The organism is Nocardia pseudovaccinii NBRC 100343 (assembly GCF_001613225.1).
In the GTDB taxonomy this organism is placed as follows: Bacteria; Actinomycetota; Actinomycetes; order Mycobacteriales; family Mycobacteriaceae; genus Nocardia; species Nocardia pseudovaccinii.
Genome location: NZ_BDBY01000083.1, coordinates 1 through 25,100, shown reverse-complemented (window position 1 = coordinate 25,100; position 25,100 = coordinate 1). Strand labels below are relative to the sequence as shown.

At 65.5% G+C, this 25,100-nt stretch carries 25 protein-coding genes; 8 read left to right on the top strand and 17 right to left on the bottom strand.

Going from position 1 to position 25,100, the window contains the following annotated elements:
• Positions 1-469, bottom strand: a 469-nt coding sequence (locus NP3_RS09540; RefSeq protein ID WP_063039815.1) for a hypothetical protein, incomplete at its 3' end; no start/stop codon positions are given.
• 289 nt (positions 470-758) lie between these two features.
• Between NP3_RS09540 and NP3_RS09535 the strand changes: the two genes are divergently transcribed.
• Positions 759-1,313: a DUF4282 domain-containing protein gene (locus tag NP3_RS09535; RefSeq protein ID WP_063039803.1), complete on the top strand. Its 555-nt coding sequence runs from the start codon at positions 759-761 to the stop codon at positions 1,311-1,313.
• Positions 1,314-1,452: 139 nt separating this feature from the next.
• Positions 1,453-2,328, top strand: coding sequence for a helix-turn-helix domain-containing protein (locus tag NP3_RS09530; RefSeq protein WP_063039801.1), 876 nt, complete (start codon positions 1,453-1,455; stop codon positions 2,326-2,328).
• A gap of 153 nt (positions 2,329-2,481) precedes the next feature.
• Here NP3_RS09530 and NP3_RS09525 read toward each other — a convergent pair whose 3' ends face one another.
• On the bottom strand, positions 2,482-2,904 hold the full coding sequence (locus NP3_RS09525; protein WP_063039799.1) for a MarR family winged helix-turn-helix transcriptional regulator: 423 nt from the start codon (positions 2,902-2,904) through the stop codon (positions 2,482-2,484).
• A gap of 85 nt (positions 2,905-2,989) precedes the next feature.
• On the opposite strand from NP3_RS09525, the gene NP3_RS09520 reads away from it, so the two are divergent.
• Positions 2,990-4,447, top strand: coding sequence for an MFS transporter (locus tag NP3_RS09520; protein WP_063039797.1), 1,458 nt, complete (start codon positions 2,990-2,992; stop codon positions 4,445-4,447).
• Positions 4,448-4,516: 69 nt separating this feature from the next.
• On the opposite strand, the gene NP3_RS09515 is transcribed toward NP3_RS09520, so the two are convergent.
• Together NP3_RS09515 and rfbA are read right to left on the bottom strand one after the other, a co-directional pair.
• Positions 4,517-5,065, bottom strand: a complete 549-nt coding sequence (locus NP3_RS09515; RefSeq protein ID WP_063039795.1) for a dTDP-4-dehydrorhamnose 3,5-epimerase family protein — start codon at positions 5,063-5,065, stop codon at positions 4,517-4,519.
• Between the two features lie 3 nt (positions 5,066-5,068).
• Positions 5,069-5,941 carry a glucose-1-phosphate thymidylyltransferase RfbA gene (rfbA, locus tag NP3_RS09510; protein ID WP_063039813.1) on the bottom strand — a complete coding sequence of 291 codons (873 nt, stop codon included), beginning with the start codon at positions 5,939-5,941 and terminating at the stop codon, positions 5,069-5,071.
• Positions 5,942-6,161: 220 nt separating this feature from the next.
• Here rfbA and NP3_RS09505 point away from each other — a divergent pair, with 220 nt between their 5' ends.
• Positions 6,162-7,169 carry an alpha/beta hydrolase gene (locus NP3_RS09505; RefSeq protein ID WP_084508370.1) on the top strand — a complete coding sequence of 336 codons (1,008 nt, stop codon included), beginning with the start codon at positions 6,162-6,164 and terminating at the stop codon, positions 7,167-7,169.
• A gap of 349 nt (positions 7,170-7,518) precedes the next feature.
• Here the strand turns inward: NP3_RS09505 and NP3_RS09500 are convergent, their stop codons facing one another.
• Positions 7,519-8,235 (bottom strand): DUF8020 domain-containing protein, encoded by a 717-nt coding sequence (locus tag NP3_RS09500; protein ID WP_063039793.1) that lies wholly within the window; start codon positions 8,233-8,235, stop codon positions 7,519-7,521.
• Between the two features lie 306 nt (positions 8,236-8,541).
• Between NP3_RS09500 and rfbB the strand changes: the two genes are divergently transcribed.
• A complete protein-coding gene (rfbB, locus tag NP3_RS09495) occupies positions 8,542-9,549 on the top strand; it encodes a dTDP-glucose 4,6-dehydratase (protein ID WP_063039791.1) in 1,008 nt (335 codons plus the stop codon).
• Position 9,550: 1 nt separating this feature from the next.
• Here rfbB and NP3_RS09490 read toward each other — a convergent pair whose 3' ends face one another.
• Positions 9,551-11,137, bottom strand: coding sequence for a DUF2142 domain-containing protein (locus NP3_RS09490; RefSeq protein ID WP_063039789.1), 1,587 nt, complete (start codon positions 11,135-11,137; stop codon positions 9,551-9,553).
• Entirely contained in the window at positions 11,134-12,114 is a 981-nt protein-coding gene (locus NP3_RS09485; RefSeq protein WP_063039787.1) for a glycosyltransferase, read from the bottom strand. Before NP3_RS09485 ends, NP3_RS09490 begins: the two co-directional genes overlap by 4 nt.
• 108 nt (positions 12,115-12,222) lie before the next feature.
• Here NP3_RS09485 and NP3_RS09480 point away from each other — a divergent pair, with 108 nt between their 5' ends.
• Positions 12,223-12,759 carry a GtrA family protein gene (locus NP3_RS09480; RefSeq protein ID WP_245720867.1) on the top strand — a complete coding sequence of 179 codons (537 nt, stop codon included), beginning with the start codon at positions 12,223-12,225 and terminating at the stop codon, positions 12,757-12,759.
• Between the two features lie 124 nt (positions 12,760-12,883).
• Positions 12,884-14,779 carry a glycosyltransferase gene (locus NP3_RS09475; protein ID WP_063039784.1) on the top strand — a complete coding sequence of 632 codons (1,896 nt, stop codon included), beginning with the start codon at positions 12,884-12,886 and terminating at the stop codon, positions 14,777-14,779.
• A 91-nt stretch (positions 14,780-14,870) separates the two neighbouring features.
• Here the strand turns inward: NP3_RS09475 and NP3_RS09470 are convergent, their stop codons facing one another.
• The 8 genes from NP3_RS09470 to NP3_RS09435 form a co-directional block, all read right to left on the bottom strand.
• A complete protein-coding gene (locus tag NP3_RS09470; protein ID WP_063039807.1) occupies positions 14,871-15,431 on the bottom strand; it encodes an O-acetyl-ADP-ribose deacetylase in 561 nt (186 codons plus the stop codon).
• 349 nt (positions 15,432-15,780) lie between these two features.
• Complete coding sequence (locus tag NP3_RS09465; protein ID WP_063039782.1) at positions 15,781-16,632, bottom strand: SDR family oxidoreductase; 852 nt, start codon at positions 16,630-16,632, stop codon at positions 15,781-15,783.
• A 184-nt stretch (positions 16,633-16,816) separates the two neighbouring features.
• Positions 16,817-17,521, bottom strand: a complete 705-nt coding sequence (locus tag NP3_RS49625) for a hypothetical protein (RefSeq protein WP_063824725.1) — start codon at positions 17,519-17,521, stop codon at positions 16,817-16,819.
• A gap of 56 nt (positions 17,522-17,577) precedes the next feature.
• Complete coding sequence (rsgA, locus tag NP3_RS09455) at positions 17,578-18,699, bottom strand: ribosome small subunit-dependent GTPase A (RefSeq protein WP_063039780.1); 1,122 nt, start codon at positions 18,697-18,699, stop codon at positions 17,578-17,580.
• A gap of 202 nt (positions 18,700-18,901) precedes the next feature.
• A complete protein-coding gene (gene glfT1, locus NP3_RS09450; RefSeq protein ID WP_063039806.1) occupies positions 18,902-19,852 on the bottom strand; it encodes a galactofuranosyltransferase GlfT1 in 951 nt (316 codons plus the stop codon).
• A 356-nt stretch (positions 19,853-20,208) separates the two neighbouring features.
• Positions 20,209-21,048 carry a galactan export ABC transporter ATP-binding subunit Wzt/RfbE gene (gene wzt, locus NP3_RS09445; protein WP_063039778.1) on the bottom strand — a complete coding sequence of 280 codons (840 nt, stop codon included), beginning with the start codon at positions 21,046-21,048 and terminating at the stop codon, positions 20,209-20,211.
• A 13-nt stretch (positions 21,049-21,061) separates the two neighbouring features.
• Positions 21,062-21,946, bottom strand: coding sequence for a galactan export ABC transporter permease subunit Wzm/RfbD (wzm, locus tag NP3_RS09440; protein WP_084508371.1), 885 nt, complete (start codon positions 21,944-21,946; stop codon positions 21,062-21,064).
• 320 nt (positions 21,947-22,266) lie between these two features.
• Complete coding sequence (locus NP3_RS09435; RefSeq protein ID WP_157124223.1) at positions 22,267-22,875, bottom strand: bacterial proteasome activator family protein; 609 nt, start codon at positions 22,873-22,875, stop codon at positions 22,267-22,269.
• Between the two features lie 230 nt (positions 22,876-23,105).
• On the opposite strand from NP3_RS09435, the gene NP3_RS09430 reads away from it, so the two are divergent.
• Positions 23,106-24,308, top strand: coding sequence for a cysteine desulfurase-like protein (locus NP3_RS09430; RefSeq protein ID WP_063039776.1), 1,203 nt, complete (start codon positions 23,106-23,108; stop codon positions 24,306-24,308).
• 18 nt (positions 24,309-24,326) lie between these two features.
• On the opposite strand, the gene NP3_RS09425 is transcribed toward NP3_RS09430, so the two are convergent.
• Positions 24,327-24,677 carry a hypothetical protein gene (locus NP3_RS09425; protein ID WP_063039774.1) on the bottom strand — a complete coding sequence of 117 codons (351 nt, stop codon included), beginning with the start codon at positions 24,675-24,677 and terminating at the stop codon, positions 24,327-24,329.
• 64 nt (positions 24,678-24,741) lie between these two features.
• A partial coding sequence (locus NP3_RS09420; RefSeq protein ID WP_157124222.1) for a DUF4231 domain-containing protein occupies positions 24,742-25,100 on the bottom strand: 359 nt, incomplete at its 5' end.

Sequence of the window (25,100 nt, the reverse complement as noted above, 5' to 3'; positions counted from 1 at the left end):
CGGTGCTGACGGTCGTGCGGCGCGAGAGCGCCGAGCGAACCGCCGCGCCGATCGCGACTACCGGTGGGATCCAGCGGGCCTCGCCGGGAGTCACGCCCCAGCAAGCCTCGCCGGTGGTGAGCTGGGTGGGGGGCAGCGGGATGCCGTCGCCGTCGGTGTAGACGGTGGCGCCCGCCTCGCGCAGTGCCTCCAGCGCCATCGCGGCCTTGCGCAGGCCGGTGACCAAGTGGATCTCGCGACGCTCGGCGCCGGGAATCTCGATAACCGGACCGGTCAGGTTGTTCGCGCGCAGGAAGCGGCGAACCTCACCGGCCAGCTCACCGCTGATCTCGATACCCGACAGATCCTCATCCGTGATCAGGCAGATTCCGTTGGTCGTTTCAGCGATCGTCCACCCGCGCTGGATGTAGTCCTGCGCCGCGGCAGTCATCTCTGCCGCCGATGCGGAAGTCGGAAACGTGGTGCGCACTGTCTTTCTCCATTCCCCGATAGATCTGGGTCCTGCATACGTGGGTGGTATCGGGGCGGGGTGGGGTGGGCGTTACGGGTTGTACAAAAGATCTTGGTGACTGTCGGGTTCGTCTCACCCGGTAGTGATCGGCTATCACCGAGATACCTCTTTTAATGGGCTGCGCCGCCGTCCCATGCGGCGGTACCTGTCGATGTGAATCCACTCCTATTGGCCCGGCGTTGGATTGAGGGAAGGATCGCCATATGGGTGAGCATCGCGTAGCGATTCGATGGGGGGTGGTGGTCGGATGACGGGCGGGCGAGATGGATCCAATCGTGACGGGGCGGCGGATTCGGCAGAGTTCGAAACCGAATCACGCTGGATCACTTGGAAAGAGACCGCGTCCAAGCGCTTCTCGCGCACCGCGGAGCCCGAACCCGCCGAACCCTTCGAAAGTCCGCGGGCCTGGACCGCCGATGCGGCCCGCGGACTGCTCGACGTGCAATTCCACCGCCCCGCGACCAGGACGCTGCTGCCGCTGGCCTACATGCTCGGCTTGGCCTTCGCGATCGGCATCCCGATCGCACTGACGGTGCTGATGTGGCAGGTCTCCGCGGTGCTCGGCGTGCTGGCCGCCTTGATCGCGATACCGCTCGGCCTGACCATCGCGGCCGTGGTACGCCTGCTGCTCGAATTCCTGGAGAACGCGTCCAAGCTGGCCACCAAGGTCGAGCACATCGCCGATCTCGCCGACGATCTGTTCCAGGCGCTTTCCGATGTCGCCGAGCCGGTCAACCAGCTCTCCGAAGACGTTCGCGCCGTGCAGTTCTGGCGCTTCCGCAAGCGCGGCGCACGCAAGTAGAACCGGGCTGAATTGCCGGATCAGCGCCTGCGGGAACCTGTTCGTCGCTGTTGCGCCCTTGGCCTGCGTGCGACACCGATCGTGACCTGTGTCGGATTTACTGTGAAACAATGCTGTTCGGATATCGCGAGGGGGAAGCATGGCTTTACCGCAGGGCACAACCGGATCGACCATGCCGCGCAGGCAGCTCGGCCGACATCTGCGTGATCTGCGCAATCGGGCCAGGATGACCACCCGGATGGCGGCCCAGCAGCTCGAATGGTCCGAGGCCAAGATCTGGCGGATCGAAACCGGGCAGACCTCATTGCGCAGCCTGGACGTCGAGGCCATGTGCAAGATCTACGGTGCGCCAACCGATCTCGTCGAACCGCTGACCGCACTGGCCAAGGAGACCAAGGCCAGGGGTTGGTGGACCGGCTACAGCGATGTGATCGCCGAGGGTTTCGAGGTGTACATCGGCCTCGAGGAGGCCGCGCGAGCCCTGGCCACCTATGAGAACGAGCTGATCCCCGGACTGCTGCAGACCGAGGCATACACCCGCGCGCTGCTGAAGTCCGCGCGTCCGGAGGCGTCGGAGACCGCAATCGAACGTCGGGTGCAGCTGCGCATGGCCCGGCAGGCGTTGCTCACCCGCAAGGATTCGCCGCTGCATCTGGATGTGGTGATCAGCGAATCAGTGCTGTGGCGGCGGGTCGGTGGTGCCGAGGTGACCGTCGAACAGCTCGCACACCTGCGGCGCATGTGCGACCTGCCGAATGTGCGAATCCAGTTGGTGCCCTCGGATTCCGGCTATCACGACGGCATGGATTCTGGCCCGTTCGTCCTACTCGAATTCGCCGATACCGCGCAGGTGGAGCTGCGGGAGCCGCCGGTGGTCTATGTCGAGGCCTTCACCGGCCCGGTGTACCTGGACAAGGATCACGAAATCGAGCGCTACCGAACGGCTTTCACGAACATCAAGGGAGCGGCGGTCGATGCGCGCAGCGGTATCGAGGAAGCGCGCGAGAGCATCTAGCGCCGTGTCCAGCTAGCTTTTGCCGTATCGCTGGTTCCGTCGAAGGTAGTCGAATGGTGGTCGCGCACGGTGAAATCGACCGCCATATCACTACGCTCGGCGAGCCGCCGGAGGCAGAAAGCGCATCAGCAATTCGGACGCGGCACCAGCGGCTCAGCACTTCTGGCGACTGCCCCAGGTCCGCTCGAGCACGTCGCGATGGGTCGGCAGCGCCGACTCGTAGACCTCGCGACCCTTCTCGGTGAGGCAGACGAAGATGGCGCGCCGATCCTCGGCGCACATGCTGCGCGAAACCAGCCCGTCGCGCTCCAGCCGCGCCACTGCGCGGGAGAGGGCGCTCTGGCTCAGGTAGATGTCGTTGGCCAGATCGCTCATTCGATAGTCGCCGCAGGCGGCGTCGACCAGCCGATCCAGCGTCTCGAATTCGCTGAGGCCGATATCGTGCTTGCCCTGCAGCTCCTTCTCGAGCGCACAGCTCACGGCGGCGTGCCGATCGAGCAGCTCACGCCACTCGGCGACCAACCCGGTGGGCGCCACATCGCGCCCCGCTAATTGTGTTGTCGACGGCTTCGACATGGCCCTATCCTAGTGCTCCGCACAGGCTGATGCAAGCGCATTAAATGTGTTGGCATTTAATGTCGACGCATGTAATGTTCCGCCCATGACTTCCGCAGCAACCCTTTCGGCCGCGACGGCGACCGATCCGATCAGATGGTCCACCCGTCTCTGGGGCATGCTGATCACCCTCTGCATTGTGTTGTTCCTCGATGGTCTCGACGTCTCGATGATCGGTGTGGCGCTGCCGTCCATCGGCGCCGAACTGGATCTGTCGACTTCCACCCTGCAGTGGCTGGTCAGCGGCTATGTGCTGGGTTACGGCGGCCTGCTGCTGCTCGGCGGCCGGACCGCCGATCTGCTCGGGCGGCGCAAGGTCTTCCTGATCGCGCTCGCCGTCTTCGCACTGGCTTCGCTGGCGGGCGGTCTGGTCACCTCCGGCCCGCTGCTGATCCTGACCCGCTTCGTCAAGGGCCTGGCCGCGGCGTTCACCGCCCCGACCGGTCTGTCCATCATCACCACCAACTTCGCCGAGGGCCCGGCCCGCAATAAGGCGCTGTCCATCTACACCGTGTTCGGTGCGGGCGGTTACTCGATGGGTCTGCTGTTCGGCGGTCTGATGACCGGCATCGGCTGGCGCTGGACCTTCCTGCTTCCGGTCCCGATCGCGCTCGCCGCACTGGCCGCGGCCTGGGTGCTGGTCCCCAAGGACGAGGCCGCCGAGGAGGGTGGGCACGACATCCTCGGTGCGCTGCTGTCCACCGCGGGCATGCTGCTGCTGGTCTACACCGTCGTCTCCGCGCCCGAGGTGGGCTGGGGTTCGGCGCGCACCATCGGTTCGTTCGTCGGCGCCGCGGTGCTGTTCGCCGGATTCGTCGCGGTGGAGAAGAAGGTGAAGTACCCGCTGGTGCGGCTCGGCATTCTGCGCAAGGTGACGCTGGTCCGGGCCAGCCTGGCGATCATCGCGGTGGCGGGTTCGTATTTCAGCTGGCAGTTCATCGTGACCCTGTACATGCAGGATTCACTGGGCTGGTCGCCGCTGAAGCTGGCCATGGCGCTGCTGCCGGTCGGTCTGCTGGTCGTCGCGTCGGCGTTCTTCTCCGATAAGCTCGTCGACCGGTTCGGCACCGGGCCGATCATCGCGATCACCATGGTCGTGATGGCCGTCGGCTACCTGCTGTTCCTGCGGCTGGACACCACCCCGTCGTATCTGACGATGATCCTGCCCGCGGTGCTGCTGATCGGCATCGGCTGGGTCGGCTTCCCCGCCATCAATATCCAGGCGACCAACGGCATCGATGACGATGAGCAGGGCCTGGCGGCCGGTGTGCTGCAGACTTCCATGCAGGTCGGCGCGGCCATCGTGCTCGCGGTGAACACCGCGATCATCTCTTCGGGTGACCACGGCGCGAGCACTCCGTCCGCGATGCTCGACAACTTCCGGCCCGGACTGCAGTTCGCGGCGGCCGTCGCCATTGTCGGCGCGCTCATCGCCCTGACCGCGTACCTGCCCAAGCGTGCCAAGACGCGGGCGCAGGAGCCGGAATTGGAGCTCGTCGGCTGAATCCCCTCCGCCGACGGTGAGCCGAACGTCACCGCTCCCTCCTCATCGGGGGCGGTGACGTTCGGCGTTTCACGAGAAGGGCGGAGCGGCAGCGTCTTTCGGGGATCGGATATACGTCAGCGGGCGACCGTCCAGACCGACCTTCGGCCATTCGATGCCCAGCCGCGGATCGAAGGCATCCATATCCCTGTCGAATTCGGGCGTGTACTCGATCGAACAGAGATAGGTGACGGTGGAGTGATCCGCCAGCGACAGGATCGCATGGCCGAGACCCTCGGACAGGAACATCGAGCGCCGATCGACATCGTCGAGCACCACGCTGTCCCAGCGTCCGTAGGTGGGCGACCCGGGTCGCAGATCGACGACGACATCGAGGAACGCGCCGCGCACGCAGGTCACATACTTGGCCTGACCCGGCGGATCCTCGGTGTAGTGGATGCCGCGCAGCACCCCGGCCGCCGAGACCGAGCAGTTGACCTGGCGCAGATCGAACGGCCGACCGGTCACCTTCTCGAATTCCGAGGCCTTGAACGATTCGCAGAACATGCCGCGCTCGTCACCGAATTGGCGCGGGGTGATCACCCATGCCCCCGGCACGGCGAGTTCACGGAACTCCATCGTTCACCAATCCCGTCCGCGCTCGAGCAGATCGAGCAGATACGTCCCGTAGCCGGAGCGAACCAGCGGTTCGGCCAGCGCGCACAGCTGTTCGTCGTCGATGAAGCCCTGCCGCCACGCGACCTCTTCGGGCACGGCGATTTTCAGGCCCTGCCGCTGCTCGATGGTGCGCACGTAGTTGGCGGCGTCCAGTAGCGAGTCGAAGGTGCCGGTATCCAACCAGGCGGTGCCGCGGGCGAGGACGTCGACGCGCAGCCGATCCTGTTCCAGATAGGCGCGATTGATATCGGTGATCTCGTATTCGCCGCGTGCCGAGGGCCGCAGGCCGCGCGCGATCTCCACGACATCGTTGTCGTAGAAATACAGCCCGGGGATGGCGTAGTTGGACCGCGGCACCTTGGGCTTCTCCTCGATCGAAACCGCTCGGCCCTCGGTGAATTCGACGACGCCGTAGGCGGTCGGATCCGAGACCCAGTACGCGAAGACCGCGCCGCCGTCGATCGCGGCGAAGCGCTCGAGGCTGGTGCCAAGGCCTGGTCCGTGGAAGATATTGTCGCCGAGGACCAATGCGGCGCTCTCGCCGCCGATGTGGTCGGCGCCGAGGACGAACGCCTTGGCGAGTCCGTCCGGCTCCGGTTGCACCACATAGGTGATCGAGATGCCGAACTGCGAGCCGTCGCCGAGTAGGCGGGCGAACGCGTCGGCGTCCTCCGGGGTGGTGATCACCAGGATGTCCCTGATGCCCGCCAGCATGAGCGTGGACAGCGGGTAGTAGACCATCGGCTTGTCGTAGACCGGGACCAGCTGTTTGCTCACCCCGCGCGTGATCGGGTGCAACCGGGATCCGGTGCCACCGGCCAAGATGATTCCGCGCATGGTCATCGAGTCTGCCAGGCGCATCCAGCCCGGCTTCGGCGAGGTTCCGACTCGCCTACGAATTGATCACGAACGTTTGGAGATCCGGCGCGGCGGGCGATATATCTAGCGTAGATCACGCTATGGTGATGTGAAACATCAGCGTGTGAGATGTCAGCGTCGACTCTCGCCTGAGAACCGTTCGGTCGGGTTCGGCGCGCCAGTGTGAGGTAGGTGCGCGATGGTAGCGATCAGCGGGAGTGAATTCGACGCAGGTGATCCGGGTCTGTTGATGAACCCGGACGGTCCGAGCGCATCGGCCCGATTGCTGCTGGCGACCTGCCTCGGTGCGGTGCGGCCGGTGCTGCGCATGTTTCCGGTCAGCCGCACGACCATCCCGATCGGTGCTCTCGCGATCGACGGTCTGGCGCGACTGCGGCCGCAGCCGCGCGGAGTCGATCGAGAACAGGTGACGCTGAACGGTTTTCGGATGGAGATCCTGCGTCCCTCGGGCGGCTCGCGCGCGCTGCGACACGGCGCGGTGCTGTATATGCACGGTGGCGGCTTCGCCGTCTGTGGTCTCGGTACTCATCGCCCGATCGCGGCCAGCCTGGCCCGGCGCACCGGACTGCCGGTCGTCAATGTCGACTATCGCCAGCTGCCCGGGAACAGTGTCTCCGCCGCGATCGAGGACTGCGTGACCGCCTACCGCTGGCTGCTGCGGCACGGCGCGGACCCGGCCAGGATCATGTTCGCGGGCGATTCGGCGGGCGGCTTCCTCGCCTTCGCCACCGCATTGCGCGCGATCGAATCCGGGCTGCCGTCGCCGGGTGGGCTGATCGGGCTCAGCCCGCTGCTCGATCTGGACTACGCCGCCAAGCGCGACTATATGAATGTCGCGCGCGATCCCTATCTGCCGCTGTCCGCGCTGGAGGCGGTGGTGCGGATCGGCGCCGAGGTGGACGGGGTGCTGGATCCGCTGGCGTCGCCGGTCAACGGCGCCTTGGCGAGTCTGCCGCCGGTGCTGCTGATCACCGCCGAAGACGAGATGCTGCGCTACGACTGCGAGCTCATGGCCCGCAGGCTGACCGCGGCCGGTGTCCCGAATGCGCTGGAGATCTGGCGCGGTCAGGTGCATGCCTTCATGGCGATAGCCCCGAATCTGCCCGAGAGCAGGATGGCATTGGCCCGGGTCTCCCGGTTCGTGCGTGCCCGCCTCGAGCAGCCCCAACAGGCTCGGACGGCTTGACCTGGATCGGCCGGACGAGTCGCGAACCCCGCATCCGGACCTCGCCTTTCGGCGGCGGTCCGGGGCGGGGTTCTTTGTTGGAAGCCGAGATTCGAATTCCCCTCGGTTATCCGGAGAATTCCCTGCGGCGGGCACGGCGACGCTATTCAGTTCAGTGTGATTTACCTTTTGTTCACTTGCCGGATGTTTGGAATTACCTCGGCTTCGGGTAGATCACAGCCCTATCAAGCGCGCAAATGCCGCCCGGCCATTTCGGTCGAGCGGCTATCAGCAGCGGAAACCCCGCCCGAGCGATGCGCGGGCGGGGTTTCCTGGGCTCGTTTTCAGTTGTGTGGAGCCGTTGTGCGACTTACTTAGCCGGCGCCGGCGCGTTGAACGGCGCGCTGGTGGTGGCGAAGTACTGGATCGCCGCACCGATCGCGACCGGAGCCGTGATGAAGATCTGACCGAGCAGGGTGCCCAGCGCACCGACGGCGAGGATGCCGGCGACGCAGCCGACGGCCGCGGCCGGGATGAACGGGCCGAACAGACCGATGATGGTGGCCGAGGCGACCGTGGCACCGGCGATACCGCCGAGGACACAGCCGAGTGCGCCGCCGCCGAGGCCGCCGACCAGGGTGCCGATGGTGGCGCCCATGGCGATGGTGTCCTTCATGCGGTTGAAGGCGGCCAGCTCACGGTCGTACTGGCTCTTGAACGGGGCCTGGTCCTCGTAGGGCAGCGCGACCGGCTTGTAGGTGGCCTTCGCCATGTCGAGCTGCGGGGTGAGGGTGGCGGTGTGGTCGGCGATGTCCGCGGCGATCGGGAACTCGAAGTCGTCGACGCGGAAGGTCAGCGGGGTGCCCGCGACGGTGGTGCCGTTGGCGGCCTTGATCTTGAGGGCGTTGTCCTCGACGACCAGCGAGCCGGAGTCGATCGAGATGATCGACTGGGTGTCGGTGGCGTTCGCGGTGAAGTTGATCGGGGCGTCGGCGGATTCCGCCGGTGCCGCGTTGACAGTGCCCGCGGTGACGCCCATGGCGGCGATCAGCAGAGCCGAAGTCGCGGCGAATTTCCTCATCAGCATTTTGTTTTGGACCTCGATGTGAAGCGTTCGGAGGGGACTAGACGATCGAAATCTAGACCAGCTAACGAGTGGTGAACCCGTTGTGACCGTTAATTCAAATTTTGTTCACCATCGCGACTCGAGGCTTGGTGGGTTCTTTGAAATGTGCGCGTTGACCATGCCTTTTCACAAAGAACTGAACCACGCGTCTTTCTTTACGCTCGACCAGAGTGACTAACGTCACAGATTGAAACCCTGGTCGCGCGGGTGAATACGACCGGACGGATCCGGCGGCAGCGGGTCGCGCGGGCGACGTAAGGTCATGGGGTGCGACTGCTCGTAACCGGCGGGGCCGGGTTCATCGGTGCGAATTTCGTCCAACAGACCGTGGCAGAGCGTCCCGACGCCACCGTAACCGTCCTTGACGCTTTGACCTACGCGGGAAACCGGGCCTCGCTCGAGCCGGTGGCCGACCGCATCGACTTCGTGCACGGTGACATCGCCGATCTGGATCTGGTCGACGAGCTCGTCAGCGGTGTCGACGCCGTTGTCCACTTCGCCGCCGAATCGCACAACGACAACTCCCTCGCCGAACCCTGGCCCTTTGTGCAGACCAATATCGTCGGTACCTACTCGCTGCTGCAGGCGGTACGCCGCCACGACGTGCGCTACCACCATGTCTCCACCGACGAGGTCTACGGCGATCTCACACCGGACGGACCCGCATTCGACGAGGACACCCCTTACAACCCGTCCAGCCCCTACTCGGCCACCAAGGCCTCGAGCGATCTGCTGGTGCGCGCCTGGACCCGCTCGTTCGGCGTCCACGCGACGATCTCCAACTGCAGTAACAACTACGGGCCGTATCAGCACGTGGAGAAGTTCATCCCGCGCCAGATCACCAACCTCATCGACGGCGTGCGGCCGCGGCTCTACGGTGCGGGCCATCAGGTGCGCGACTGGATCCACGTCGACGACCACAACCGCGCGGTGTGGGACATCCTGGAGCGCGGGCGAATCGGGCAGACCTATCTGATCGGCGCGGACGGTGAACTCGACAACAAGTCTGTGGTGCGGATGATCCTGCGGGCCTTCGACCGCGATCCCGACGATTTCGATCATGTCACCGACCGGGCGGGTCACGATCAGCGCTACGCCATCGATGCGACGCTGCTGCGCACCGAACTCGGTTGGACGCCACGCTATTCCGACTTCGCCGCCGGGCTCGCCGCGACCATCCGGTGGTATCGGGACAACGAATCCTGGTGGCGCCCAGCCAAAGCCACGACCGAGCGCGCCTACGCCGAGGCGGGCGAAACGACCATCAACGCCTGAGTCAGCCCCAGACGATCGAATAGTACTTCCACAGCGCGGCGATCAGCGCTACCAGTGTGGCCGCGATGACGGCGACGGCCGGACCCTTGGCCGGGGTCTGGCCGCGAACGTCGGTGAGCCGCAACGGCATCCAGCGCAGCAGCACCACCAGTGCGACGATCGCCAGCGGCACGAAGTACCGGCCCTGGACGCCGTCGATGATGTAGTAGCCGACCGGCGTGAACGACATGTACAGCGTCACGTAGATCATCGCGACGCTCGCGAGCAGCGTCAGCGCGACGATCAGTGTGCGCCGGAAGGTGGCCGTCGCGGTATTCATTCGATCCGCGATACCGATGCTGACCGCGAAGGCGAGCACGCAGGCCAGTATCGACAATGCGGGGACATCGATGTAGGCGAAGCCGAGTTCACCGAAGAACTGGATGAACCACCGCTGATCGCGCAGGGCGATGCTCTCGCCGAAGGTATTCACGAAATTCACCGGGTCGGTGAGGATCCCGTGCAGCTGATCGCTCGGCCGCACCGAATTCCACTGGTGCTGTGGGCGCATCAGGCCCATACCGTCGGTAGTCGGTCCCGCGATCTTCATCCAGACCGCGAAAGCCAGCGCGCCCAGTCCCGCGAAACCCCATGGGATGAAACGCTTCCAACCGGCCGCACCGCCGAGGGCGAACCGGTTCGTCGGCACCAGCACCACGAGCATGGCGAGCAGCACGTAGGTCGGCTTGCTGACCGGCAGCAGTAGGGTCGCGCCCAGTAGCGCGGCCGTCTCGGTGCGACCGAGACCGTCACCCAGGAACAGCGCCTTGACCAGCAACGCCGAAACCAGGATGGCCAGTGCGTTGGTCATGGTGTCGGCGGTGACAGTGCCCGCCTGGAAGACCGCGATCGGCAGCACGGCGACGGTGAACGCCAGCCACTGCACCCGGTGCGCGCGCAGTGCCCACAGCCCGAATCCGACCAGCGCGAGGTAGGTGGCCAGGCCCGCGAGCCGGGTCAGCAGCATCATCGCGCCGACATTCAGTCCGAACAGCTCGGCGACCCGAATGCCGATGGCCGCAGGGATATACGGCACCGGCGAGTAGGCGGCGGTATTGGTGAACCAGACCGGCTCCTCGGCCTTGGAAACCGCGGCGCCCTCCATCCGGGCGTAACTGCCGGGATCGGCCACCATCTGATCCGGCTCTTCCGGATTGGTGCTGTAGTCGTGCAGCGCGTAGCCCATCAGCTGGGTGATGCTGATCGGCACATCGCCGCCATAGGAGATGCCGCGATCGTCGTGGATCCGCTGCGGCAGGAAGCCGCCGTGCGCGACCTGGTAGGCGCGACCGAACTGGGTGATTTCGTCGTGGCCCCAGAACGGCGGGGTGATCCAGGCGAACAGTGCGCCGAAGACCGTGACGACGATGGTGAAAGCGACCGTCGCGGCGCCGAAGCGGGCCACGATCCGGCGTCCGAAATCACGTACCGGATTCGATCTGCTCGAATCAGGTTCGGCGGCAGCGGATTCGGTTGTCGCTGCAGCGTTGTCCGTGGTCTCGGGTTCCGGATTCGCAGCGGTTGCGGTTCGATCCGCCGAGGTCGTCAACGCTCGGCTCCACCGGTGTTTACGTCACCACCATGCGCGTCGTCCGCGCCGACGGCCGAGTAGCGCAGGTAGACCAGCCGGGCGGCCTCGTGCCGGGAGCGCCGGATGCCGTCCAGGATCAGCCCCGCCGTCCAGGCCAGGCTGCCGAGCAGCAGCAAGGTGAATCCCAGGAACAGCGTCGGGAACCGGGGCACCTCATGGGTGTTGTAGAACTCGACCACGATCGGAATGGTCAGGATGATCGAGACCAGCCAGCTCAGCGTGCCGAACAGCCCGTAGAACGCGACCGGCCGCTCATGTCTGGCCAGGCCGATGATCAGCGCGAGGATCTTGAATCCGTCGTGGTAGGTGCGCAGCTTGCTCTCACTGCCCGCGGGCCGATCGCGGAAGCCGACCGGAACCGCGGTCTGCGGCACCCGCAGATGCAGGGAATGCACGGTCAGCTCGGTCTCGATCTCGAATTCGCGCGAGACGGCCGGGAAGCTCTTCACAAATCGGCGCGAGAACACCCGGAAGCCGCTGAGCATATCGTCGACGTTCTCGCCGAACACCTTTCCGACCACGCCGTTGAGCACCTTGTTGCCGGTCTCGTGGCCGGAGCGGTAGGCCGACGCGCCCTGGTCCTGTTTGCGGACGCCGAGCACATGGTCGTACGGACCGTCTAGCAGTGTCTTGATCATCAGCGGCGCGGCCGACGCCTCGTAGGTGTCGTCGCCGTCGATCATCAGATAGATGTCGGCCTCGATATCGGCGAAGGCGCGGCGCACCACATTGCCCTTGCCCTTGGTGTGTTCGTGGCGCACGATCGCACCGGCGGCGCGGGCCCGCTCGGCGGTCGCGTCGGTGCTGCGGTTGTCGTAGACGTAGACGACGATTCCCGGCACGGCGGCCTGCAGGTCGGCGACGACCTTGGCGACCGAAGCCTCCTCGTTGTGGCATGGCACCACTGCGGCAATTCGGAGCTCGGTGGAGTCCACCCGGTCAATCCTCGATGTCGGCGGTGAATGGGGAACACCGGGAGGGTACAGGGCGGTACCTATTGGTGCTCACTCGGTTCACCGAGCCTACTGGGGTACCGTCGCCGGGTGTCTTACCCAGAGCAGCCCGTGTCATTCTCCGAACGGTCCGGCTCACCGCAATCGACGCCCGTTGACGAGCCGCTGACCGCGAAGGTGATCGCCGCACTTCGGCGCGGCGGCGCTTTCCTGGTGGTCGGCGCGATCGGTTTCCTCGTGGACGCGGGCACCTACAACCTGCTGGTGTTCTGGGGCGGCGAGGGCGTGCTGTACCACGCGCCGCTGCCCGCCAAGATCATCGCGATCGCGGTGGCCACAGTGGTGACCTACTTCGGCAACAAGTGGTGGACCTTCGGGCACAAGAAATCCGATAATCCCGGGCGCGAGTACCTCTTGTATGCCATATTCAATGTTGTCGCTATCGGCCTGCAACTAGGTTGTCTTGGGTTCTCCCGCTATGTGCTCGACCTGTCTTCACCGCTGTCGGACAACATCTCCGGCACGCTCATCGGCCAGATCGTCGCGGTGGTATTCCGCTACTGGGCCTACGACAAATTTGTATTCGTCGGTTCTTCGGACAGTTCGGCTAATGACAAGCAACCATAAATAGCAGGACCGCCCCGGTTCCTGGACAGGCAGTCGCCGAGCCTGATTGATATCCTCGCACCCGCCGCGAAGGCATCCAGGGGCGTGTCTGTCCCGTCGGCACCAAAACGATTTCGAGGACTTCATGGATCAGTCGGCTACCCAGGCCGTTACCGAGACAAATGACCAACCTTCGACCGCGCCCGCCTCGCTGCGCGTCGACCACCAGGCGCCCGACCGGCTGGTGCTGCAGCGCGGCATCTTCACCGGTCCGTCGGCGAAGGTGAGCGACGAGCTGTACGCCGTCGTCAAGGGTCGCGCACATCGGGAACGCCTGGAGCTGAGACTGGACAAGGGCGCGTCCGCGCATACCAACACCTACTTCGGGCGCTTCGCGGCCAGCTACTGGCAGCGCTGGACCACGGTCACCGAGGTGTGGGCGAGCATGGTGCTCGATGTGACCGAGAAGGCCCGCGTCCGAGTGGTCGCCTCCGATATAGCCGGGCACCGCCGGATCATCGAGACCGCCGAGATCACCACCAGTGGCCCGCTGACCCTGACCGCACCGCTGGACCAGTACGTCGACGGTGGCGCGCTGTGGCTCGAATTCGATGCCATCGGCGGCGAACTCGGCATTTCCGCGCAGACCTGGTCCGCCACCGCACCCGACCACATGCGCCCGGTCGCCATCGCGATCTGCACCTTCAACCGGGCCGCGGACTGCGCCGAGACGGTGGCCGCGCTGGCCTCCGACGCCCCGATTCTGGAGGCCATCGACGCGGTCTACGTGGTGGATCAGGGCACCGATCTGGTGGAGAACCAGGCGCGCTTCCAGGAGACGCTGCCGATTTTCGGTGACAAGCTGCGCTATATCCGGCAGCCGAATCTCGGTGGTGCGGGCGGTTTTACCCGTGGCCTCTACGAGGTGTCCGCGGTCAACGAGCACGCCGACGTCATCCTGATGGACGACGACATCCTCTGCGAACCGGAAACGGTGTTGCGGCTCAACGCCTTCGCCAATATGACCGTGGCACCGACCCTGGTCGGTGCGCAGATGTTGTTCCTGCTCAACCCGGATTATCTGAATGTCGGCGCCGAGGAAGTGCATTTGCACGAACTCAAGCACGGCCAGAAGGTTCCGAAGGCATTGCGCAACACCAGCATGCTGAAGAAGAACCAGGAGCGCCGCGTCGACGCCGGCTACAACGCCTGGTGGACCTGCCTCATCCCGGCCGAGGTGGTCGCCGAGATCGGGCTGCCGGTGCCGATCTTCTTCCAGTGGGACGATGTCGAATACGGCATCCGGGCCCGCGAGCACGGGTTCGTCACGGTGACGCTGCCGAACGCCGCGGTATGGCACGCGGACTTCTACTGGAAGGACTACGACGACTGGGCGCGCTACTTCAGCACGCGCAACTCGTTGATCGTCGGTTCACTGCACACCGATCTCGACGGCAAAGCCATTACCCGCCAGCTGTTCCGGAGTCTGGCCGAACATCTGGTCGCCATGCAGTACGGCCTGGTGCACACCACTTTGCAGGGCATCGAGGACTTCCTGCAGGGGCCGAAGGTTCTGCGCGACGGTGGAATCGCCGCGCTGGCCGCCGCTCGCACCAGTCGCGGCGATTACGCCGAGACCATCAAGCATCCCGCCGCGACTCCGCCGGTGCGCTCGGCCGATATCAATTTGCGTCGGGCCGGTGGCGAACCGAGTCGGGTCACCGCGGTGCTGATCAAGCGGGCCATCGCCCAGTGGACCGGGCGCACCCAGCACGGGCTGGTCGGCGTCACCCGCGAGGACGCGCACTGGTGGCACGTTTCGCTGTTCGACCACGTCGTGGTCACCGACGCCTCGCAGTCCGGTGTCCGGGTCCGGCAGCGCGACAAGGCGCGCGCTCGCGCCCTGCTCATCCGCACCATCCGCGTCCTGCGCCGCCTGCGCCGCGAACTGCCCGACCTCACCCGGCAGTACCGCGCGGCGATGCCGGAGCTGACCAGCCGGGAGAACTGGGAGCGCCTCTACGGCATCGAGCCGAACTGAGCCGGTGCCGCCGCGCACGGTTTGCCCGCCAGCACGAAATGATCGGGCGATCCATGCGCGGCGCGCCAAATTGTGCGCGTGACGACCGCGCTCAGCGCAATGCGGCTTCGAATGCGGCGTACGCGCCATCGTCGAAGAGCACGAAGCGGGCTTCTTGTGCGGATGTTTTCGTGTGGCGCACGGTTTCGGTAGCGATGCGGGCGCCATCGTCCATCGGCCAGCCGTAGATGCCGGTCGAGATGGCAGGAAAGGCGACTGTTCGCGCACCCAATTCGTCTGCTACCCGGAGGGATTCGCGGTAGCACGAGGCGAGAAGGGCGGAGCGGTCTTCGGTCGCGCACCATACGGGTCCGACGGTGTGGATCACCCATCGGGCCCACAGGTCGCCCCCGGTAGTGGCGACCGCCTCGCCGGTGGGCAGGCCCTTGCCGTAGCGCGATGCGCGCAGATCGCGGCAGGCGTCGAGAATCGCCGGTCCACCAGCGCGATGGATTGCGCCATCGACGCCGCCACCACCGAGTAGAGAAGAGTTGGCCGCGTTGACGATCGCGTCGACCCGCTGTTCAGTGATATCGCCCCGGCGAAGGATGATCGTGGCGGTACCGGGAGCGCCCGAGATCAGGTGCCTGGCGCGCCCTTCGAGTAGCGGCATCAACGCTTGCCGCCAGGCATCGAGACTGACCATCCCGCTCGACATGCCGCCGTGCGCGAACTCCGGTCGATGCACGCTGGCGGGTGCGTTTTTCGCACCGAGACCCAACCCGACGACTTGCTCGAAGCTGTCGTGCAGCAGTGCGATCAACTCGGTGGCAGTCGACGGCGGGTCGAGATCTGCGAGCCGACTCCGCATTTCTTGCCAGACGTAGGGATCGCCGCGCAGCCCCCACCCTTCGGGCTCTGGTTCGAAGAGCGCGGCCAAGGTCGGTTTACCGGTCACGACAGCGACGGTACCGGGCTGACGGCCCGAAGGTGGCCGGGGTGGACCACCTTCGGGGTCGGCGTCAGAGGAACAGGTCGGTGGTCAGTTCGGCGTCGCCGGGGACGACGCGGTACTTGTCCAGGTCGGTGATGCCGTGTGCGGCGAGTACTTCGTCATCGAGGAAGAAGTTGCCGCTGGTCTCCTTCGACGGTGAGGTGAGGACCAGGTAGGCGGCGTCGGCGTAGATGTCGGGGGTGCGGGAGGTGGCGATCATTTCCTCGCCGCCGAGCAGATTCTTGACCGCGGCCGTGGCGATGGTGGTGCGCGGCCACAGTGAGTTGACGGCGATGCCGTCGCCCTCGAGTTCCTCGGCCAAACCCAGTGTGGTGAGCGACATTCCGTACTTGGCGATGGTGTAGCCGAGCGCCATGCCCGCCCACTTCGGGTCCAGGTTGAGCGGCGGGGACAAGGTCAGGATGTGCGGGTTGCGGCCCGCCGCGGCCGATTCGCGCAGCGCGGGAATGCTGAGCTTGGAGAGCAGGAAGCTGCCGCGGCAGTTGATGTCCTGCATCAGGTCGTACTTCTTCATGGAGATGGCGTCGGTGGGGGACAGGTCGATCGCCGAGGCATTGTTGACGACGATGTCTATGCCGCCGAACCGCGCTACGGTCTGGCGCACGGCCTCGGCGACCGACTCATCGATGCGCACATCGCCGACGAACGGCAGTACGGTTCCGCCCGCCGCCTCGAGTTCCGCGGCCGCGGTATGGATGGTCCCCGGCAGCTTCGGATGCGGCTGGTCGGTCTTCGCGATCAGGGTGATATTCGCGCCGTCGGCGGCGGCTCGCTTGGCGATCTCCAGACCTATGCCACGGCTGCCGCCCGACATGATCATCGTCGCGCCCGCGAGCGGCTTCGATCCCGGTTCCGTCATGACCTGCTCCTGTCGTCCAGGCCGCGGGTGGGTGCGCCCGCGGCCGTGCCGACCCGTTCGAGCGACCGGCGAGCAGTCGCCGACGGGTGTTGTGCACGTCAAGGGTAACTCAGTCCCCTATGCAACCAGTTGCATAGGCGGATAGAAGAAAGGGCGCCGGAGGCCCCGACGCCCTTTCGACCTGTCAGATGCTGGATGCGCCTGCGATCAACACGATGTTCAACAGGATCATCAATGCCACGATGCCCCAGCTGATGTAGATGAAGATGGCGCCTGGCGTCTTCTGCGGAACCGGGCCGATCGCACCGCCGAGGAAGATGACCGCGGGCGGCTTGTAGTAGAACCGTGCGCCCTGACCTTCCTGAATGGCGGCCGTCGCATTCGCCGGGCCCATATCGAACAGCCAGGGCGTGGTCACCTTCACGTGGTACTGCCCCGGGCCGACCGGAATATGGTTCTGACCCCACCGCGTATTCGGCACCCGCTGACCGTTGATCAGGATCTTCGGCTTGGTGATCGCCAACAGGAAGGCGAACCACTCATAGGATGCCTCGACGGTGATGCCCGGCGGGGCCGGTGCCTGCTGCGGAACCGGCTGTCCGTAGGGCGCCTGGCCGTACGGCTGCTGCCCATAGGGCTGAGCAGGCTGGCCGTACGGCTGCGGCGGCACGGGCTGGCCGTACTGCGGCTGCGGAATATGCGGCTGACTGCCGTACGGCGGTTGCGGCACCTGCGGTTGGCTGATCGGTGGCTGCCCCGCGGGCGGCGCGTATTGCGGTGGCGCACCGTAGGGATTCGGCGCGCCCTGCGGCGCCGGCTGACCATATGTGGGCTGTCCGGGCCATTGCCCGGGCTGGCCCTGTGGCGGATACCCGCCGGGGTAACTCATCGGAACCCTCCCGTTTAGCGATTTGTGCGTGCCGACCCTACCGTGATTCCGCGGAATCAGCGTTTCGAGCTTCTCTCCTGGTAGAACTGCCGCTGCTGCTTGCGGATATCGCGCCACACCTTGGCGCGTTCGGCCTGCAGCCGCTTATCCGATCGCGCTGCCATCCAGGCGTTTTCCCGTTCGAGTTTGCGGTAGCTGTCGAAGCGCCGCTGGGTGAGCGCGCCGCTGTCGATGGCTTCCTGTACGGCACAGCCGGGTTCGCCGTTGTGCGCGCAGTCGTCGAATCGGCAGTGCGCCGCGATGGATTCGATATCGCTGAAGGTTTTCTCGATGCCTTCCGCGGCATCCCATAGTCCGATGCCGCGCAGTCCGGGCGTATCGATCAGCGTGCCGCCGCCGGGCAGCGGCCGCAGCTCCCGATGCACCGTGGTGTGCCTGCCCTTCTTGTCCACCGCGCGAACGGCGTTGGTGGCGAAGACTTCCTGGCCGAGCAGGGCATTGGCGAGCGTCGATTTCCCGACGCCGGACGGACCGATCAGCGCGACGGTGCCGTCGAGCATCGCGGTGAGCACATCGAGTCCGGATCCGGTATCCGCACTGACCGCGAGGGCGACCGCACCGGGCGCGACGGCCTGCACCTTGTCGAGCGGAATATCCAGCGCCGCATCCGCTTTGGTGAGCACTACGATCGGTTGTGCGCTGCTCTCCCAGGCCAGTGCGAGCATGCGCTCGATCCGCCCGAGGTCGATATCGCCGTCGGCCGCGCTGCAGATCAGCACGGTATCGACATTCGCGGCGAGCACCTGGCCCTGTGCGCGCCGGTCCGCGGCCGAGCGCATGATCGCGCCGCGGCGCGGCAGTAGCTGTCGCACATTCAGTTCGGCATCGATGCTCACCCAGTCGCCGGTGCACAGGCCGCTGATCTCGGAAGCCGAACCCCGCCTGAGCGGGTCAGGCCGGGAGGAGGCAGCTTGCGTAACAACGGACGGCCCCCGCTCAGGCCGATTCGAACGCTGGCAACGGGCGCGCGTGAGTCCGGTCGGTGTCGCGACATCGCATTCGCTGCGATCCATGCGGATCACCCGCGCGGGGACGCACCCATCGTCGATGAGCGAGTTGTATTCATTGGCAACGGCTTCGGTCCAGCCGTAAGGGACGAGGAGGTCGTGGTCGACCATGATGGAAGGAATCCTTCGTCGGGCGCCGAGCCCGAACCGGACTCAGCGAGAGGTATCTGAGGCGGAAATTCGTGCGACAGCGTGCGTTTGCGCGGCTGTTCCGGGCACGACAATCCGAACGGTCCTTGTCACGATCTCCACCTCCTCACTCTCGTCTCGACGTTGCTCGCCAACTTTGGCATGGCGCGCAGACCCGCGCAATCTATTTTTCGTCGGTGGGCTTCTGATCCGGGGTCGGCTTGCCGAACTGCTCGTTGCGACCCAGGCTGCGCAGGTGGAACCATTCGCGCAGACCGGCCGGATCGCGGCGGGTGACGAGGAAGAACCAGGAGAACCGGATCCATTCCTGGGGTAGCAGTTTGCGCATACCGGGCTGGGACATCAGGTAGCCGCGGTTGCGGTAGGTGAAGTAGCGCTTGACCGGGTCGTCCGGATACTGGGTGTGCATGCGGCCGCCGAGGATCGGCTTGAATTCGGCGGCGCCGTTGGGATGCAGGTAGGCCGTCTGTAGACAGGTGCCGAAGGGCAGACCCGAGCGAACCAGCCTGCGGTGCACCTCGACCTCGTCGCCGCGTACGAATAGCCGCAGGTCCGGAACACCGATCAGATCGACCGCCTTGGCGGAGATCAGCGCGCCGTTGAAGAGCGAGGCGATGCCGGGCAGGAAGTCTTCATCGCCTAGCTCGGAACGTAGCCGCCGCCAGACCACACCGCGGCGCAGCGGGAAGGCGAGCCGGTCCGGTTCGTCGATATCGCAGACCACCGGAGATACCTCGACCAGACCGTGTCGGCCCGCGCAATCGAGCAGCGTGGCAAGGACTTCCGAGCCGTCGGGGCGGCCGTCGTCGTCGGCCAGCCACACCCAGTCCGCGCCGAGGGTCAGCGCGTGCAGCATGCCTAGCGCGAAACCGCCCGCGCCGCCGAGATTGTGCGCCGAACCGAGGTAGGTGGCCTCGACCGGCTGCTGGGCGACCAGCTCCGCGACCTCGGGTTCATTGGCGTTGTCGACCACGATCAGGTGGTCCACCGGGCGGGTCTGGGAGACAAGCACTTTCAGCGATTCGGCGAGTAATTCGCGGCGCTTGTGGGTGACGACTACGGCGACGATTTTGGCGTCGGGGCCGGTGCCCGCCGGGGTGCGGGCGGCTTCGATCTGTGCGGGTGAGGGTTCGTCGGAGTCGTCGTCAAGCTCGTCTAGGAGCTGCGTTGCCTGGTCGTCGTCCGCTGGCTGAGGCGTGGATTGCGGTGTTGCGCCGTCTGCGGGCAGCGGGGTTGTGTCTGCATGCTGCGACGCCGAGTCGTCCGAGGCCTGTGCTGCGGGGTCGTCCGCAGGCTGCGGCCCCGGGGCGTTCGTAGCGCGCGCTGCCGCGGCTGCGGGCTGAGGCGTTGCGTCGTGCGGCACGGAGTCGTTCGCCGGGGCGCTCGAGGTCGGTGCATCGGAATCCGGCACGGAGTCGATCGGGCCCTCGCGCCCCGCGTCGATCGGGGCGTTCTGCCCGGTCGGCTCACTCATGCCTGATTCCGCTCCAATTCTCGCTCGGTTCCCATTTTCCGTTCCGCTTCCATTTCGCGCAGCACGGTGGCGACGTGATTACCCGCGTCCGGGCCCTCGTAGGCACGCACCACTTCTTCGATACCGCCGCGCAAACGGATCTGCCCGTGGTCGATCCACATGGCGGTATCACAGAGCTGGGCGAGAAATTCGTTGGAATGGCTGGCGAACACCAGGATGCCCGAGCGGGCCACCAGTGATTGCAACCGGATCCGAGCCTTCTTCATGAATTCGGCGTCCACCGCGCCGATACCCTCGTCGAGCAGCAGGATCTCCGGATCGATGGAGGTCACCACACCCATCGCCAAGCGCACCCGCATACCGGTGGAATAGGTGCGCAGCGGCATCGACAGATATTCGCCGAGTTCGGTGAATTCGGCGATCTCATCGATCTTCGACAGCATCTGCTTGCGCGTCTGTCCGAGGAAAAGCCCACGGATGATGATGTTCTCGAAGCCGGAGATCTCCGGATCCATACCGACGCCGAGATCGAATACCGGCGCCACCCGGCCGCGGATGCGAGCGCTGCCGCGCGAGGGTTCGTAGATTCCCGAAAGTAATCGCAGCAGTGTCGATTTGCCCGCGCCGTTATGTCCGACCAGGCCGACCCGGTCGCCCTCTTTCAGCGAAAGGGTGATGTCGCGCAGCGCCTCGACCACCACGACGTCGGACTGATTGCGGCCGATCGCACCGCCCGCCTTGCCGAGGAATGCCTTTTTCAGCGACCGCGATTTGGCGTCGAAGATCGGGAACTCGACCCACGCCTGGCGGGTTTCGATACTCACATGGTCGGTCATCGGGCCCGATCTCCTATACCCAGTACGGCACGCGCGAACGGTACTGCTTCATGGCGAAGATCGCCACGATCCAGCCGACTACCGTGATGGAGCCGACGATCACCCAGTGATACAGGTGCTGATCATCACCGAGCAGCGGTGCGCGCACGATCTCCAGGTAATGGAAGGTCGGCACGATTTCGGCCAGCTTCGCGCGCTCGCTCACCTGACCACCCTGTTCTTCCAGGCTTTTTGTATTCCACATGACCGGCGTCAGCACGAACAGCATCAGCGTGAGGCTGCCGAGGATCGGCGCGATATCGCGGTAGCGGGTGCTGAAGATGCCGAAAACGATCGAGACCCACATCGAGTTGAGGAACAACAGCCCGAGCGCGGGGATCGCGAAAATGGCGGTCCAGTGCAGTTTTTCCCAGACGCCGAACGCGAACAGCACCACCAGATAAATCAGCATGTTGTGCGCGAAGAACAGCAACTGCCGCCAGACCAGGCGATAGACGTGCACGCTCAGCGCCGACGGCAGCTGTTTGATCAGCCCCTCATTGGCGATGAAGACATCCGAGCCCTCGAGGATACTGGCCTGGATCACATTCCAGACGATGATGCCGACGGCCACATACGGCAGATACGACTTGATCGACTGGCCGAGCAGCGCCGAGTACAGAATGCCGATCGCGGCGGCCTGCACACCCGTCGCGATGGTGATCCAGAACGGGCCGAGTACCGAGCGCCGATAGCGCTGTTTGATGTCCTGCCAGCCGAGCGACAGCCAGAGCTCGCGCTGCGCGAAGCCGCCGCGGAAATCCTTGAACGCGCGCCCGAAGGTCTGCGAGTCCGAGACGATCGCACTCGCCGAGGCGACGGCCTCCTCCGGCGCGGGCGTTTCCGCGTCGGAGCTCACCGGATGCTCCGGCGCGGTGTTCTCTTCAGTAGGCACGGAGGTCTCATCGGAACTCTCGTCGGTACGCGCTTGGCTGGTATCTGAACGCACTGAACCCTCTTCAGGACGATCCGAGCTCTCATCGGGACGCGCCGTATTCACATCGGAGACCGAGTCGGGGCGGGCGGCGGCGGACGGCACGGTGCTCGACACTACCCTCGCGATTTCCCGCGGCGTGAGCGGCAGGGCCCGGAGGCGGTACCGAAGCGTAACCACGCAGGGCCTCGCGATCGCCGCAAATCAGACACCGCCGACCCGGCTGGCACTCGACTCGGATCGACTCAGAGATATTGTCCGGAGCCGCCGATCGGCGAGTTCGACTGGCCCCCGCGCGGGTCGGTCGCGTGGATGCCGGGCGGCAGCGCACCCTGCCGCATCTGTTCCAGCTGCGCGCGCGCCGCCATCTGCTGGGCGAACAGCGCCGTCTGGATGCCGTGGAAAAGGCCTTCCAACCAGCCGACGAGCTGGGCCTGAGCAATGCGAAGTTCGGCATCCGATGGCACGGCGTCATCGGTGAACGGCAGCGTGAGCCGCTCCAGTTCCTCGCGCAATTCCGGTGCCAGACCCTGTTCGAGTTCACGCACCGAGGATTTGTGGATCTCACGCAGCCGGGTCCGGCTGGCATCGTCCAGCGGAGCCGCGCGGACCTCCTCCAGCAATTGTTTGATCATGGTCCCGATGCGCATGACCTTCGCGGGCTGCTCGACCATATCGGCGAGCGATTCCTCGACGTCATCCTTATTGTCCGCATTGTCGGATTTCTCATTACCGTCGGTAACGACCTGCGCGGTGAAGGGCGTGTCCGAGCCGGACTCGACCGGAATGGCCAGCGGCCTGCCGTCGGGTCCGATCACGACAATGGATTCGGGTGCTCCATCCGATTGCGTCATGGTCCCCATCATGTCGCGTCCGCCGCGAACGCGCTAAGTCGCCTCGCCCTTCGATCAGGTCACCGGGTCGGTGCCGAGGCGCGGAGGCGGCGTCTATTCTGTTCGGGTCGTGTGGTTCGGATTTGCTGAAAGTCGGTTGCCATGCTGAGTCCCAGTTCACTGCACCCCCGCCTGCCGGTGAGGGGGAACGCGGTTACCCAGCCTCGCCCGCTGCCCTTAGAGTGGCCAACATGACTTACGACGTCGCGAGGGTTCGGGGCCTGATACCGTCCCTCGGCGACGGCTGGATCCATCTCGACCCGCAGGGCGGAATGCTGGTCCCGGATTCGGTATCTCGTGCCGTATCAACAGGTTTCCGGACCTCTTCGTTTTCCCATATCGGCCGCAATGGCGCCGCCGTTCGCAGTGCCGCGATTCTGGACGCGGCGCGCGAGGCCGTCGCGGATCTCGTCGGCGCTGATCCGGCGGGCGTCGTGCTCGGACCGGACCGTGCGGTTTTGCTGGCCTGGCTGGCGGAGTCGCTGAGTTCGCGGCTCGGCCTCGGCACCGGGATAGTGCTGTCGCGATTGGATGACGAGGCGAACGTCGCGCCGTGGTTGCGGATCGCGAATCGCTACGGCGCGCATGTGCGCTGGGCCGAGGTCGAGATCGAGACCTGTGAGATGCCGTCGTGGCAGTTCGAGGAATTGATCGGCCCGACCGCCCGGCTGGTCGCGCTGACCGCGGCATCGCCGATCGTCGGCTCGGCGCCCGGGGTGCGAATCGCGGCGGATCGGGTGCACGAGGTAGGTGGTCTGCTCGTCGCCGATTGCATTGGCGCCGCGCCCTATGCCCTCATTGATATCGACGAACTGAATGCCGATGTGGTCGCGTTGAGCGCGCCCGCCTGGGGCGGTCCGCAGATCGGCGCGCTGGTCTTCCGCGATCCGGCCTTCCTGGACCGTATTCCGTCGATGTCGTTGAACCCCTACGCAAAAGGCGCCGAACGCCTCGAGGTCGGCGGCCACCAATACGCCCTGCTCGCTGGCTTGACCACCTCCATCGACTTTCTCGCGGGCCTGGACGAGCGCGCCCGCGGCACCCGCCGCGAGCGCCTCGAAATCTCTATCACCTCGCTGCAGGACTACCACGATCAACTCTTCGAGCACCTGATGGACGTGCTCGACAAAATCTCCAATCTGACCGTCATCGGCCGCGCCTCCACCCGCATCCCCACCGTCAGCTTCACCATGGCGGGCATGCAAGCCGAAAAGGTAGCCGCCAAACTCGCCGACGCTCGCATCGGCACCTTGAGCGGCGTCCACGGTGGGAGCCGGTTGCTGGACGCCCTCGGCGTCAACGACGAAGGTGGCGCCGTAACCGTCGGGTTGGCCCCGTACACAACCAAATTCGAGATCGATCAGTTGGGTCGCGCGCTGGCCGCCCTGGAGTGAGTCCGGCGCTGCCGATAGTCAGTATCGCTTCGGCTGCCCCCACTGATTGCTCGGTCGCTCCGGCATCGCATCGCCGCCCTCGCGTGGCGCGACCGCGTCGGCCGACGCGATGAAGTCCAGATAGATCCACTGCCCGTTGGTCTCGACCGGTACTTCGATACTGGCCACCCAACGCCCGTCCACGAGCCGATGCCACGCCCGCTGCCTGGCCGCCATCCGACCGGACAAGACCAGGCCGTACTTCTTCACGCGCGCCGATACCCCGCGGGTCGGCGATCCATCGGGCGGAAGCACACGATCGATGTCGACGTAGATCGGCAGGAGCGGGGAGTACGGCCGCCAGACGTCTCGATGTCGATTATCGAACATACATTCGAGTATGGCATCGATGATATGTCACGCAAATGCCCGGGGCGCATCGATCCGGAAGCGGTCAGCTGGACGCCACACCGCGAGGATAGGCTGGCTCACTCGCCTGTTGGGCGGTCGTCATAACGTTCAGTGTTGCCGAGTTCTCGGCGGCGATTGCGCCTTCGACTCGTTCGACAAGGGTCCGAAAGGCCTTGGCGTCGCCCAAGTGCTCGTACGGTCCTGTTCGGGTACGGAAGTAGACCTTCTCGTGGCCGAGTAGTTGTTCGGTCGACCGGTAATTCTTCCATTGCTCTCGATACTTGAAGACGCTCTCGAGCGAAACCGACGCCGCTACAACGAGACTGACCACCGTGACCACGGCAGGTGCCCACGCGAACGGGAGGTTGACAAGCGCGGGTACGGTCACGCCGCCGCCCACTG

Bases quoted from the DNA above. Each gene is read 5' to 3' on its own strand.
- NP3_RS09535 (WP_063039803.1), top strand. From the start codon at position 759: ATGACGGGCGGGCGAGATGGATCCAATCGTGACGGGGCGGCGGATTCG.
- NP3_RS09530 (WP_063039801.1), top strand. From the start codon at position 1,453: ATGGCTTTACCGCAGGGCACAACCGGATCGACCATGCCGCGCAGGCAG.
- NP3_RS09525 (WP_063039799.1), bottom strand. From the start codon at position 2,904: ATGTCGAAGCCGTCGACAACACAATTAGCGGGGCGCGATGTGGCGCCC.
- NP3_RS09520 (WP_063039797.1), top strand. From the start codon at position 2,990: ATGACTTCCGCAGCAACCCTTTCGGCCGCGACGGCGACCGATCCGATC.
- NP3_RS09515 (WP_063039795.1), bottom strand. From the start codon at position 5,065: ATGGAGTTCCGTGAACTCGCCGTGCCGGGGGCATGGGTGATCACCCCG.
- rfbA (WP_063039813.1), bottom strand. From the start codon at position 5,941: ATGCGCGGAATCATCTTGGCCGGTGGCACCGGATCCCGGTTGCACCCG.
- NP3_RS09505 (WP_084508370.1), top strand. From the start codon at position 6,162: ATGGTAGCGATCAGCGGGAGTGAATTCGACGCAGGTGATCCGGGTCTG.
- NP3_RS09500 (WP_063039793.1), bottom strand. From the start codon at position 8,235: ATGCTGATGAGGAAATTCGCCGCGACTTCGGCTCTGCTGATCGCCGCC.
- NP3_RS09475 (WP_063039784.1), top strand. From the start codon at position 12,884: ATGGATCAGTCGGCTACCCAGGCCGTTACCGAGACAAATGACCAACCT.
- NP3_RS09470 (WP_063039807.1), bottom strand. From the start codon at position 15,431: ATGCCGCTACTCGAAGGGCGCGCCAGGCACCTGATCTCGGGCGCTCCC.
- NP3_RS09465 (WP_063039782.1), bottom strand. From the start codon at position 16,632: ATGACGGAACCGGGATCGAAGCCGCTCGCGGGCGCGACGATGATCATG.
- NP3_RS49625 (WP_063824725.1), bottom strand. From the start codon at position 17,521: ATGAGTTACCCCGGCGGGTATCCGCCACAGGGCCAGCCCGGGCAATGG.
- rsgA (WP_063039780.1), bottom strand. From the start codon at position 18,699: ATGGTCGACCACGACCTCCTCGTCCCTTACGGCTGGACCGAAGCCGTT.
- wzt (WP_063039778.1), bottom strand. From the start codon at position 21,048: ATGACCGACCATGTGAGTATCGAAACCCGCCAGGCGTGGGTCGAGTTC.
- NP3_RS09435 (WP_157124223.1), bottom strand. From the start codon at position 22,875: ATGACGCAATCGGATGGAGCACCCGAATCCATTGTCGTGATCGGACCC.
- NP3_RS09430 (WP_063039776.1), top strand. From the start codon at position 23,106: ATGACTTACGACGTCGCGAGGGTTCGGGGCCTGATACCGTCCCTCGGC.
- NP3_RS09425 (WP_063039774.1), bottom strand. From the start codon at position 24,677: ATGTTCGATAATCGACATCGAGACGTCTGGCGGCCGTACTCCCCGCTC.